Annotated in this window: 8 protein-coding genes; 2 read left to right on the forward strand and 6 right to left on the reverse strand. The window is 54.6% G+C overall.

Going from position 1 to position 12,391, the window contains the following annotated elements:
* Positions 1-7: 7 nt before the first annotated feature.
* Positions 8-3,478, reverse strand: coding sequence for a tetratricopeptide repeat protein (locus AC6IZD_RS16315; protein WP_497784512.1), 3,471 nt, complete (start codon positions 3,476-3,478; stop codon positions 8-10).
* Positions 3,479-3,845: 367 nt separating this feature from the next.
* Here AC6IZD_RS16315 and AC6IZD_RS16320 point away from each other — a divergent pair, with 367 nt between their 5' ends.
* Positions 3,846-4,676, forward strand: coding sequence for an SDR family NAD(P)-dependent oxidoreductase (locus AC6IZD_RS16320; protein ID WP_497784514.1), 831 nt, complete (start codon positions 3,846-3,848; stop codon positions 4,674-4,676).
* A 428-nt stretch (positions 4,677-5,104) separates the two neighbouring features.
* Positions 5,105-5,884 carry a 3-oxoacyl-ACP reductase family protein gene (locus AC6IZD_RS16325; RefSeq protein WP_497784515.1) on the forward strand — a complete coding sequence of 260 codons (780 nt, stop codon included), beginning with the start codon at positions 5,105-5,107 and terminating at the stop codon, positions 5,882-5,884.
* A 37-nt stretch (positions 5,885-5,921) separates the two neighbouring features.
* Here AC6IZD_RS16325 and AC6IZD_RS16330 read toward each other — a convergent pair whose 3' ends face one another.
* The 5 genes from AC6IZD_RS16330 to AC6IZD_RS16350 all read right to left on the reverse strand — a co-directional run bounded on the left by AC6IZD_RS16330 (position 5,922) and on the right by AC6IZD_RS16350 (position 12,384).
* Positions 5,922-6,506 (reverse strand): poly(R)-hydroxyalkanoic acid synthase subunit PhaE, encoded by a 585-nt coding sequence (locus AC6IZD_RS16330; protein WP_497784516.1) that lies wholly within the window; start codon positions 6,504-6,506, stop codon positions 5,922-5,924.
* An 82-nt stretch (positions 6,507-6,588) separates the two neighbouring features.
* Positions 6,589-7,176 carry a hypothetical protein gene (locus AC6IZD_RS16335; protein WP_497784517.1) on the reverse strand — a complete coding sequence of 196 codons (588 nt, stop codon included), beginning with the start codon at positions 7,174-7,176 and terminating at the stop codon, positions 6,589-6,591.
* Positions 7,177-7,336: 160 nt separating this feature from the next.
* Positions 7,337-8,155, reverse strand: a complete 819-nt coding sequence (locus tag AC6IZD_RS16340; RefSeq protein ID WP_497784519.1) for a 3-oxoacyl-ACP reductase family protein — start codon at positions 8,153-8,155, stop codon at positions 7,337-7,339.
* 600 nt (positions 8,156-8,755) lie between these two features.
* On the reverse strand, positions 8,756-9,568 hold the full coding sequence (locus AC6IZD_RS16345; RefSeq protein ID WP_497784520.1) for an alpha/beta fold hydrolase: 813 nt from the start codon (positions 9,566-9,568) through the stop codon (positions 8,756-8,758).
* A 161-nt stretch (positions 9,569-9,729) separates the two neighbouring features.
* On the reverse strand, positions 9,730-12,384 hold the full coding sequence (locus tag AC6IZD_RS16350; protein ID WP_497784522.1) for a chitobiase/beta-hexosaminidase C-terminal domain-containing protein: 2,655 nt from the start codon (positions 12,382-12,384) through the stop codon (positions 9,730-9,732).
* Between the last annotated feature and the right edge of the window lie 7 nt (positions 12,385-12,391).

A 12,391-nucleotide genomic window follows, 5' to 3' on the forward strand; every position in this document is an offset into this window, starting at 1 on the left:
TCACGAATTAACGCGCGATGGCCAGTAAGTCACTACGCTTCGTGATGCTATCGCCTGATTCCTTTGAAAGCTGATCTATCATTCGGCGGGCTTCCTGCAGGTTTCGATCCGCTTCTCCACCTTCCCCGCTGGCGCGCATCGTGTTTGCGAGCAGATAGCGGATCTGGGCAGTTTGTGCACGGAAGCCAAGACGCTCGCTCTGCTCGAGAGCGCTGTTGAGCTCTCGTCGAGCATTCGCAAGATCTTTCTTCGCAATCAGTCCTTCGGAAAAAGCAACGCCGGCCGCAATCTCCTGATACTTCAATCCGAGAGTGCGCGCTTGATCTTCAGCGGAGCGCAGACGCGGAAGTGCGACGGAGATGTCTCCTGCTTTCAACATCGCTTTGGCAACATTGATCTTTGAAGTAAGGAGTAAGTGCGGATCTGCATCAGGATGAGACACGGACTTCATCGACTGTTCATAGAACGCGCGAGCGCCCTTGATATCCCCGGCATAGAACAGGCGGTCGCCTTGATAGTTCAGTAGTTCCGCTATCACGTCAGGATTCTTGAGATCACGCGCAATCGCCAAGGCCTCGTCCAGAGGTTGCTGCGACTCTGCCCATCGTCCAGACAGATTCAACGCATTGCCGTAAGCGCCAAGCACTTCGGCAACCCAAAAGCCGTGCTCCTGCAACTCGCGAAAAGTCTGAGCAGCTTCAGTGGTGGACTTCAAGGCCGCGCCGAAATTTCCCTGCTGCTCAAAGGCGAAGGCGATGCTTTGCTCATCCATTGCGGCTCCACGGCGATCTCCTGTCTGACGGCGAATGTCGAGCGCTTTCCGATAATTGCTAAGCGCGCGATCGTTCTGACCGGTATAGGTCGCGACGTCTCCGAGATTGTGCAAGGTGTCTGCAACATCGCTCGGGATTTTAAGTTGCTCGCGCAGGTGTAAGGCTTGTTCGTAATAACTCAGTGCGTCGTCGTATTGCGCTTTATTGACGTATATCAATGCGATGTTGTTCAGGTTTACAGCCTCGAGAGTTTTGTCCCCGAGATTACGCTCAATCTGCAGCGACTCCTTGTACGCCTTGAGGGCGCGGTCGTAATCACTGCGTTCGTTGTAAAGATTTCCGTAATCGATCAACGTGTCGGCGAGTCCGCGGTTATCGCCAATGGCGCGTTGGATGCGAATGGCGTCTTCAAAACCCTGAATGGCGGGCTCCATTTTGCCCTGCCGAGTTTGTATTTGAGCAATCGTGTGAAGGCTCTCAGCAATTCCCTGCTGTTGGCCAAGGCGACGGCGAATGTCAAGGGATTCCTGAGCGTAGCGCAGCGCGTCATCGGGCTTGTTCAACTGCCGATATGCAACACCAATATCCTGCAGCACCTTTGCTCTTCGTTCATCGTTACCGAACTGGATCGTTAGCGCCAGAGCCCGGTTGAGGGTTTCGATGCTGTCCTGCGGGTTGAGCCGAACGGTTTCGACTTTACCCATTCCAATAAGCGCATCAACAGATTTCGGATCGTGACTTAGTATTCGCTGAAACTGTTCGCGCGCCTTGTCGTAGGCTCCGGTCGAAAGATACAGCTTCGCAAGTGCGAACTGAAGGTCATCATCTTCTGGCGAAAGCGTTGCCAGTTGCTCGTAATTTCGAATCGCGGTTTCGGTGTCGTTGATGACCCGGGAGTGGCTTGCTCGAATCATCAGCCTTTCGCGTTCCGGGAGATTCGTACTGAGGTCAACCGCCTTTCGCGATGCAGATGCAGCCTCAGTGGCATAGCCCAGTTCCGCATAGGATTGGCCGAGTCGCCAGTATGCCAACGCGAACTCAGGATCGTGCTTTACAGAACTTTCGAATCGCTTCTGCGCAGCCAGGTGATTACCCTCGCGCTCGGACTGCAATCCTGCGGTGTATTCACGTAAGGCATCGACAGACTTTGTAGAAGGAACAAAGGCCGCGGCGCGCAATTCTTGTATCGCTGCATCGGGTAGAGACAAGTTCTCCTGTACCGAGCGCGACAGATTGCCGATGGCAGGAAGCAACTGGCTTTCGTCTGAAACTGTGGCCTTGAGATTCTTCGTGTGCGAGTTCTTGAAGTCCTGAATTGTCGCTTCAATCTCAAGCACATTGCCATGCCGCGCATACTGTCCTGAGATGAGTTGGTCAGAGCTGCTGAAATCGGCAACGCGACGGAGTGTGCTCTCGTCGATCGGTGCGCCAGGTGAAATCCTCAAATCTCTGAGAACCTGATAAATACGATCGGCGGACGCGATATGCAGCCATGGAGATTGGCCGACTCCACTGCTCAGTGTTTCTGCAATGCTTGCCCCGACCCAGTCAAGCGCAGGGTCGCCGGTCGCATTGCGAAACGGGAGAAACGCAATCGACACAGCAGGTGTCGCATTTACAGCATGTTGCGGGGCCGATGGGAAAGATCTGTGACGAAGTCCGATGAACACGGCGATTAAAACTGCCACGAGTGCCACTGTTGCGACGGCGTATGCGGCGTTCTTCACCTTGGCGGAGGCGGACCGCCGAATCTTCTTCACCTTAACCGCGCTGCCAGACTGCCAAAGTTCGAGATCCCGAAGTATCTCGCTAGCGTTCTGGTAGCGGCGTGAGCGATCGCGTTCAAGGGATTTGGCGACGATATCGCTCAGCACGGGAGGAATCGCCTTATCGACTTGCGATGCGTGCACAGCGGGTTCCTGCGACCGTTTGAGCAGGCTGGCGATCGCAGTGTCAGCTTTGTAAGGGCCTCGGCCAGTGAGGAGTTCAAAGAAGATAAGTCCGACAGCAAAGAGGTCCGAGCGAGCATCGACCGCCGTACCCATTGCTTGTTCGGGGGACATGTATTCCATCGTCCCAACGAGTACGCCCGTCTGCGTGAGTCCATCAAGTCCAAACGGACGTGCGAGGCCGAAGTCCATGACGACGATACGTCCATGTTGATCGCGCATGATGTTCTGCGGCTTCAGGTCGCGATGGATCACACCTTCGACATGCGCCGCCTCCAATGCGCGACACACCTGCTTCATTATCTCTACAGCTTCGTTGGCGGAGAACTTACCTTTCTGCTGCAACAGTGAGCGCAGATCATCACCCTCGACGTACTCCATAGTGATGAACTTTGCACCATCAGCTTCGCCGATGTCGTAAATGCGGATTACATTGCGATGAGTGATCTGGCGGGCGAGAATGATCTCCTGCTTGAAGCGCGCAAGCATCTCGGCATTCCCGGCCATTTCCGCGCGAATCGTTTTGAGCGCCACAGTGCGATCAAGTTCGCGATCATGTGCCTTGTAGACCGCACCCATGCCGCCCTGGCCGAGCAGCTCCATAATCTGATAGCGACCGACCAGCAAGGTGCCTGTCTCGTAGACAGGCCCGACCTGCGAGTGAACTCCGGAGTTACTGCTTCGCGATGCCCGGACTGCGGCGATGCCGCCAACTATGGTCGCATCGTCATCAGGGATCTTCTCAGGTATTCCCATGCAATGCCTTCCACTTGAAGCACGCCCGCAGGCCATGCATCACGGTGCTCACGGAGAGTTTTGATCTACAAAGAAGAACTTGCACGAGTTATCGCGCCAGCCCCACGCCTGACGTGCGCTGTAGTATATGGCGAAATCAGAGCTGACGAGCAAAGAACTGCGATTTGCTGCTCAACATTCCTGAGGTGACGGCGGCCTCGCGAGCGATGGGACCGTGGGAGGTATCTATTTTCTGAACGAAAAGCGGTTTCGAAGTCTGCTCCGATTCCATTCTGAACGCATCTCATAAATTATGCTGCACTGCACAAATCAAGAATTGTCAGGAAATCACTGTGCATGATCGTGTTTGGGGAAGGTGAGAAGAACTATGTCTTTTAGTCTTTGTTGCAAGACGGCGCTAGTCACGGGATCCGGGCGGGGTATTGGACGGGCTATAGCAGAGAAGCTGGCTGCGGCTGGAGCCAAGGTGATGGTCAACGACCTTGATGAATCCGCGCTTTGCGAAACGGAAGCAGCCTTTAAAAGGTCCGGCTACAGGGTCGAGCACTGTACAGGTGATCTTGTAGATCCTTCGACTCCGGACAAACTAGTGCAGAAGACGATCGAATCTTTTGGCTCGCTCGATATCATCGTGAACAACGCCGGATATAGCTGGGATGGAGTGATACAGAAGACGACAGACGAACAGTTTCTCGCCATGCTCGAAATCCACCTGTTAGTTCCCTTTCGGATCTTGCGAGCGGCTTCGTCGTACATAAGAGACAAAGCAAAAGAAGAGATCGCGGCGGGCAAGACCGTGATGCGCAAGGTCGTAAACATTACCTCCATCGCCGGAACGGACGGCAATGCAGGCCAGGCGGGATACTCATCCGGCAAAGCAGGTGTGATTGGACTGACAAAGACACTCGCCAAGGAATGGGGCCGTTACAACGTGAATGTAAACGCCGTAGGATTTGGCCTGATCAACACCCGCCTGGTGCAACCGCTAACGGGCGAGAACGCCAACATGGAGATGCACGGACATCAGATCAAAATCGGAGTACAACCATCCATGCTGGAGTCGGTGAAGCACTCGTGTCCGTTGGGGCGACTCGGCACTCCAGAGGAAGCAGCAGGCGCAGTGCTGTTCTTCTGCTCTCCATTATCTGACTACGTCACAGGCGAAGTTCTGATCTGTGGCGGAGGGTTCCACTTCTGAGTTGAATCCAATCTGAAATGAAGAGCGCAGCAAGGAGAACACCTGCTGCGCTCGCTTTTTGTAAGAATGGCTACACCGTAGCTGCTTGCCTATTACGCAGCGGCAGCTTTTACTCTTTTGCTCGAGCGCTGGTCGTCATCATCCTCAAGCAGCATTCGAAGTTCGACAAAGTGCTCGATGCTGTACTCGTGCCCCGAATCATATGAATCCACTTGCGGCCTTTGTTCTTGAGGTTCAGTTTTGGTTGTCGCTTCGCGGTCATAAGACATCACTCACCTCAGTAAGTGCTCTGAATTGTAAGCCACATTGTTCATACAATGGCGAGAAAAGCAGAGTACATGAACACTGTCATCTCGCGCCCTGAGAGACGCATCGCAATTGAAGTCTTCCGCTACAAAAGTGAAAGCGGTGTCGGCAGGAGTTGTTGAATGGCGGCTGAGAAGTGGATTGGGAAAGAGCGACGCGTTGGCGCTCTCGGAGGAAAGGTGGCCCTTGTCACCGGGGCATCTCGTGGCATTGGTCGTGCCATTGCTGTTGAGCTCGCGCACCGAAGCGCGATTGTGGCCGTTAACTATCGGACGAATCGCGAGCTGGCGGAATCGCTGGCTGAAGAGATTTGCCAGTTCGGTGGACGTTGCGAGGTGTTTCAGGGCGACGTGTCTTCGAGTGCTGAGGCCCGCAAGATCGTGCAAGGTGTATTGGACAGGCTGGGGCGAATCGACATTCTGGTAAACAACGCTGGGATTACGCGGGACAAGTCCCTGGGCAAGATGACCGATGAGGATTGGGCGCACGTTATTAACGTCAATCTGAACGGAACCTTCTACTGCACGAGCGCTGTGTTGCCAGTGATGATGGAGCAGAAGTTCGGCAGGATTATCAACATCAGCTCACTCATAGGACAGATCGGCGGATTCGGCCAGGCCAATTATGCTGCGAGCAAAGGCGGCATTGCGGCATTCACGAAAGCGCTCGCGCTGGAAACGGCGAAGCACAACATCACGGCAAACTGCATAGCGCCTGGTTATACCGGGACAGAGATGGTGGCGGCGATGCCGGAAGAGGTTCTTACCAAAATAAAGACGAAGATTCCTCTGCGTCGTTTGGGCAGGCCAGAGGAGATCGCAAAGGCGGCGGCGTTCCTGGCCCTGGATGGTGATTACATCACCGGGCAGGAACTCGCGATCAATGGTGGTATTGCAATGTGAGGTGCTGGCGAGTTTTGAACGCTCGCCTGCAACTCCATCAACTTGCTTTCTTCTCCTGTTGCTCGCTCTGAGGTGCCGATTCGCTTGGAACGGGCATTGTGCGCAACTCCGCCTCTGACTTCGCATCACCCGACTGCTCCACCGGAAGCGAACGGTCGACCTCTGGCACTTGATTGAGCGTTTCGGTCTGCGATGCTGGCTGTGATTGCAACGGCTGCTCGGCAGCATGTATGGCCGACTCGGACGAAATCTGTGCAGGCTCGGGGTAGTTTGACTTCGATGCATTCTCTGTCGCGAATCGAAGAAGAGTTGTGAGCTTATTGTCCATGTCATCAAGCAGCAATTCGAGATTGGACAACCGCTCAGCCAGACTTAGAACTTCCTCCCGCGACGGCATGTTGAGTTGTTCCAACGCACTCAACATCATCTTCTTCTGAGCTTCACGGAAAGGCGCCGTCATGAAGAAGCTCTCAAGCATTGCGCCAGTGGCTTGGCTGTATGCTTCCGAATTCACGGTCTCGCCCATGGCCTTTGCCCAGACCTCCATGTAGGAATCGCGCATCTTCCGCCACGGCTCAAATGGGTCTAATGGTTTCGTTATCTCAGGCTTTGTTTCGTTCATAAAAGATCCTCACGCAGTTCGCAAAAGTAAATGGAGCGCCCTGATGCGGCGCTCCGAGATGTGATGAAGATTTGTGCAGTTCTTATGCCTTGGCGGCAGCTGCCTTCACAGCCTTGCTGGCGGAATTCAGGATGTCTTTCTGAGCCGTGATGACAGTTTCTACCGTTTGCTGAACCGTGTTCGCAACAGCTTCGTTGGAAGTGCCCGCGATGCCGGGTTGCTGCTTCACAACTTCGCTGACGACTCTTGATTGCTTCGCTGCGTAATTCAGCAATGAAGCCTGAACTTCAACCGTGCGCTGTACGGATTGTTGTACGAGGTTCGTGATTTCGCTTTGCGCTTTGCTCGTGTCGTGGCTAACTTCCTTCGCGGCTTCCACAAACGCGGAGCTCTGCTCGACAGCGACATCGAGTAACTGCTTCTGCAACTCCACATAGCCTGCGAACGCCTGACCGGCGAGGTCAAACAGGAATGAGCCCGGAATCGCTGGATTCAAGCCTTTCTTGTAGGCTGCAACGAGCTGCGCGTTCTGTTCAGCAGCTAGATCGAGCGACGTCTTACTGGCTTTTACGGTTTCGGCAAATCCCTTCTGGAGCAAAGTGGCATACGACGCTGGGCAAAGGGTGTTTCCTGCTGCTTCGGGTTCAGGCTTGCTGGATTTCGTGCTCATGTTCTCTCCTGGGAGCATTAGCGATTGCTGCGCACTATGCTGCATTGCAGCAATGTTACTCCGCTTTACTGCCGTGTCAAGTGAATAGTTGACGAGTTCGTCGGAGGGCCAAGGTGGGTGTCAACTGGGACACCCACTCGAAGGCTTATCGATTGCCGAATCACATGTGCACTCCGCCATTCACATTGAGTTCGTGTCCGGTGATATAGCTGCCATCGGTAATGAGGAAGGCGGCAGCTTTTGCAATTTCCTGAGGCTGGCCGAGGCGCTTCAACGGGATCTTTGCCTCGATGCTCTTCAGCACCTCATCAGGCATTGCTGCGACCATGTCGGTTGCTGTATAGCCCGGAGCAATCACGTTGGCAGTGATGTTGTACTGAGCAACTTCAAGCGCGACAGTCTTGGTGAAGGCAATGATGGCGCCCTTGCTGGCCGCATAGTTTGCCTGCCCATAAGCTCCGGCCTGACCCACGATAGACGCGATGTTGACGATGCGGCCATAGCGGTTCTGAATCATCGAGGGCAGTGCCGCGCGCGTGCAGAAGAACGTGCCGTTGAGATTCGTGTTGAGCACGTCGTTCCATTCCTGGTCCGACATCTTGCGCAGAGTGCGGTCACGCGTGATCCCCGCGTTGTTCACGAGAATGTCGATCTGCTTGTAGTGATCCAACACTGCTTCCATCACGCACTTCGAATCTTCGTTGGAGGAAACGTCGCCTTGAATAAGCAGACTGTCAGAACCGAGGCCGTTGATCTCTACAGCGACCTTGTCTGCCTCTGTTGCGCTGGAACGATAGTTGATGGCGACCGATGCGCCGCGGCTTGCAAGTTCAAGCGCAATCGCGCGTCCGATTCCGCGCGCGCCACCAGTTACAAGCGCTACTTTTCCAAGCAAAGGCTTGGGGTGGATCGTCACCACCTTGTTAGCGTGCGATCTCGGTTGAAGTTGCCCATAATCTCCGATAGCTACGGTCGCCATATATCCACATTCTCCTCGAATCAGTAATGAATTCTTTCGTTCGAACGTACAGACAGGCATTTCCGACACTGATCCTGTCTCCGTCAGTCACAAATGAATGACGTAGTTCGCACCTCTGAAACTTCACTCGAGGCGCGTCAGGGTGAGCGAGTAACAGGCATCCTCTACCTGTGAGACTCGACACCTTTACGTTGTGCTGTGTATTACCCCTCGGCAGTCGCAGATGTGGCGAGTGGCTGAGCCATTAGCTTCTGCCGATGTTCTGGCTTGCCGAAGAGAATCCCACGATCAAGTTCCCTTGTTCTGTGACCGGTATCACTCGTATAGATGGCGGCCGTGGGCAACCTTTGCACGCGATTGTCCATCTCGCACCCATTCCGGATACACCGGTAGTGGATTTACATGCGTCGATATATTTGCTGGATCCGGTCGGGAATCGAGCGATCTACCGCGCGTTGCTTACGGTACCGCGAGTGTGCCGGAAATGAATCAGGAACAGAACCAACCCGTTCCCGCGCCACTTACTGTGAAAAGATTCAGACCTGACGTACAACGATTCAAATGTTTGTACCGCGGTGCGAGTTCGCGAAGAAGGCAGATTTAGCTACCGCTTTCCACCGCCTCTGACATATTCAACGCGCGCAGAAGTTCAGCGGTAAACTCGTCGAACGCATTTCTCTCGCTGTGAGGGCAGTGTTCTCCATTGTCGATCAAGCGAATCTCGGAAGACGGAAGCTCAGATCGAACAGCGTCCAGTTCTCCAGGATCGGTGCGCGGGTCGCGAGCACCATGAATGAATGTTGCTGGAGCCTGCAAATCCCGCAGTCGTCCGTCATAAAGGTCTGCCGTACCTGAGTCGGCGAGCTTTGCGATTTGCAGCCATGTAGACCCCTCCATCTTCACCAACTCGCGCCAGTAGTTTTCACCATGCTCATGGGCGAGAACCGCAGATACGCGTGGACCAAAGCTTTCGGGAGCAGATGCCATAGCCTCAAAGAACTGGCGCGACGCAATCTTGCGACGGAAGTAATGAAAGGATTCGAGGATGAGACCACGACAGCGTTGGGGAGCCATCAGGCCGATGTTTACTGCGATGACCGAACCATCGCTGTGCCCCCAAAGTGTCGCTTCCCGAATCCCCAATGCGTCGAGGAAGAGCAATGTTTCCTCAGCCGCTCGATAATGAAAGTCGGCGCCAGACTCGGCAGGCTTGGTCGAAAGCCCATAACCGCTCCGATCGGGGATCAGGACTCTGTGCGACTTCAGATCACGTAGCTGTCTGTTGAGGGGATAGATGTGGTATCCCCAGCCACCATGGAGGAAGACGAGAGGTGCGCCGTTCCCAAACTCGCGATAGTGAATCTCGGCAGGGCGTCCTGCTAGTGGCGAATTCTCGATGCTGACAAATGGCATGCGCTCTACTCTGTAAGACCACTACTGTAAGTGAGATGAGTGTCGGGCTGAGGAATCGTCGTAAAAGATCGAGAATCTTCGAACAAACAGGAGCGTTGTCATGACAACAAAAAAACGCAGTTCCGATATTCCGGAACTGCGCGAGGATCAGGATGCGACTTCTAGTTGAATTGGAACCAGTTGAGGTTTGCGCCTCCGGACTTGATGACCATGTAGACGTCATGCACGCCGGTGGTTGATCCGTTCATCGTTCCGGCTACGGTTTGCCAAGATTGCCAGCCTCCGGTGCTCGGCAAGCTTGCCGTGGCAGCTACCGTACCACTCGGGCTGTCGAGGTGGAACTCGACGGAGCCGCCGCAGCTTCCGCTGCAAGCAACACGCAGGTTCATTCCGCTCACGCCGGTTCCAAAATCCACGTTCTTGTAAACAGCGGTCGAACCGGTTGAGCTGTAGCCTAGATCAAAGCCGGCAGCAGTCCCGTCGCTGTTGGTTTCAGTCTGGAACCCTGTCACGGAACTGTAGCTGGACGTCATGACCTTGGACTTGGCATTCAGCGTTGGCACTGCAGCCTGAGAACCGCTCCACGTGAAGGTCGCGGCCGTCTGGCTGGCTAGCGTGTACGAGAGCGTTTGATCGCCCCACTGGATCTGGAACGACATGGAGCTGGACGTGTCATTGAATGCGACCAGCACCTTGGAACCATCCGGATTCACATATGCACTGCTGAGAAGTCCGGGCGCGTTGCTGGAGTAGATTCGAGTGGCGCCGGGCAGAATGTATTTGCTGTACATTCCGAGCGTATAGTACTCGAGATTGTAGTTGATAGCACCAGTGGTGCTGTTGACCGTGATGGGAGCCGTGCAGGTTCCGCACCCGCCATAGTGAGGCCCGAGGTTTTCGTCCACAGCAAGGCTCCACTTTACGTATGCCTTGCTCCAGTTGCGCATGACTTGGGTGATCTCTTCGAAGTCCGACTGGCCCTGGTTGTTCACCCAGGTACCACCGGAGTGTTCGGTTTGGTATTGCCCAAATTGCGGATACTGGTTGTGCAACAGCGTCTGCGCTCCGGGAGTTCCACCGTATCCGTGCCACGCGATTCCGGCAACTTGGGTCGAGGCCGCGATCGTGGAATCACTGAACACTGTCTGCGGGAAGCTCGTGCCATCCCAGTTGTGGTCGTATACCAATACTTTGGTCTTCAGATTATTGGCGGTAAGTGCCGGCAGGATGAAGTCACGCAGAACCGTCGTTTGCTGGTCCGCCTGCATGCACATTCCGGGGTAACTGGTTGGCGTGTAGAGCGGCTCATTCTGCAGAGAGATGTAATCGATATCGACGCCTGCAGCACCGTACGCCTGGATATATTTGACGAAGTAGTTTGCGAATGGCGTGTACATGCTGCTCAACAGTGTGTTGCTTGAGCAGGCTTGGCCCACCATGGAACCGTTCGTCTTCATCCAACCCGGCGGGCTCCACGGGTTAGCCATGATCTTGAGCTGAGGATTGAGCTGCTTTGCCTTCAGCGTCAGTGGCAGAATGTCAGCCTGATCATGGGAAATGGAGAAGTTGGCCAACGAAGGATCGGCCACACCATTGTTGTCGTCATACGAGTACAGTGTGCGCGCCAAATCCGAAGAGCCCATTGGATTGCGCATGAAGCTGAGACCGATTCCGTTGCCCTCGCGGGTGAACAGATTCTTCATCGCTGCATCGCGTTCAGAGGTAGGGGCAACCTGATTCAGGAGGTATCCCGCAGTGTCAGTAAATGCCGCGCCGAAGCCTTCGATCTGCTGATAGGTTTGCATTTCGTCAACAACGATGGTTGCGGTTGATGCTGAAGCGGTTCCTGTCGCGAAAGTCACGTTCGGCTGCGCTTCCAATTTGTGTCCGTAATCGGCACTCGTTATGACAACCGCGACAGGCGTTCCGCTGGAACTGCCGGTCTGGATTACATAAGTGGACGAAGCAACAGCGCTGGTGGTGTATCCAGGCGCAGAGGCGATCGCCTTGATAGTGGTCGTAGCACTTACAGGAATCGGACTGCTGTACACGGAGGACGATGTCGTAGGCGTGGTGCCGTCCGTCGTGTAGTAGATAATCGCACCCGCCGTAGTATCAGAGATTGTTACAGATTGCGCAGTGTTGTACGTGCCTGCGGCTGGAGAAAACGTCGGTGTCGCAACCGTCGGCGCCTGAATTGTGTACGTCGCCGAGGCCGTCGCACTCGTTGTGTATCCCGATGCGGTGGCAATGGCCTTGATCGTCGTCGTAGAGCTTACAGGTATGGCAGTGCTATAGACCGAAGACGATGTTGTCGGCGTGGTGCCGTCCGTTGTGTAGTAGATAGTCGCACCAGACGTGCTGTCGGAGATGGTCACCGATTGCGTACTGGTGTACGTTCCTGCGGCTGGCGAGAAGGTCGGGGTAGCAGCCGTCGGCGTCTGAATTGTGTAGGTGGCCGAAGCCGTCGCACTCGTCGTGTAACCGGACGCGGTGGCAATCGCCTTGATCGTCGTCGTAGAGCTTACAGGTATGGCAGTGCTATAGACCGAGGACGATGTGGTTGGCGTGGTGCCATCTGTCGTGTAATAGATCGTCGCGCCAGAAGTACTGTCCGCAATGGTCACTGACTGCGTGCCGGTATAAGTGCCTGCAGCTGGCGAGAAGGTTGGAGTCGCTGCCGTCGGAGTTGGAATCAGTGTAGAGGAAGAACCAGAACCTCCGCCGCTGCAACTGGAGATGGCGATCAACGCTGTAATTACAAATGCTATTAATAAGCCGTAACGAAACTTTGTATTACTGAAATATTTCAGCATTTCTGTC

This window comes from Koromonas humicola (genome assembly GCF_059726255.1).

What these genes read in the sequence shown, in the direction of transcription:
- AC6IZD_RS16315 (WP_497784512.1), bottom strand. Translation starts at nt 3,478, where the DNA reads ATGGGAATACCTGAGAAGATCCCTGATGACGATGCGACCATAGTTGGC.
- AC6IZD_RS16320 (WP_497784514.1), top strand. Translation starts at nt 3,846, where the DNA reads ATGTCTTTTAGTCTTTGTTGCAAGACGGCGCTAGTCACGGGATCCGGG.
- AC6IZD_RS16325 (WP_497784515.1), top strand. Translation starts at nt 5,105, where the DNA reads ATGGCGGCTGAGAAGTGGATTGGGAAAGAGCGACGCGTTGGCGCTCTC.
- AC6IZD_RS16330 (WP_497784516.1), bottom strand. Translation starts at nt 6,506, where the DNA reads ATGAACGAAACAAAGCCTGAGATAACGAAACCATTAGACCCATTTGAG.
- AC6IZD_RS16335 (WP_497784517.1), bottom strand. Translation starts at nt 7,176, where the DNA reads ATGAGCACGAAATCCAGCAAGCCTGAACCCGAAGCAGCAGGAAACACC.
- AC6IZD_RS16340 (WP_497784519.1), bottom strand. Translation starts at nt 8,155, where the DNA reads ATGGCGACCGTAGCTATCGGAGATTATGGGCAACTTCAACCGAGATCG.
- AC6IZD_RS16345 (WP_497784520.1), bottom strand. Translation starts at nt 9,568, where the DNA reads ATGCCATTTGTCAGCATCGAGAATTCGCCACTAGCAGGACGCCCTGCC.
- AC6IZD_RS16350 (WP_497784522.1), bottom strand. Translation starts at nt 12,384, where the DNA reads ATGCTGAAATATTTCAGTAATACAAAGTTTCGTTACGGCTTATTAATA.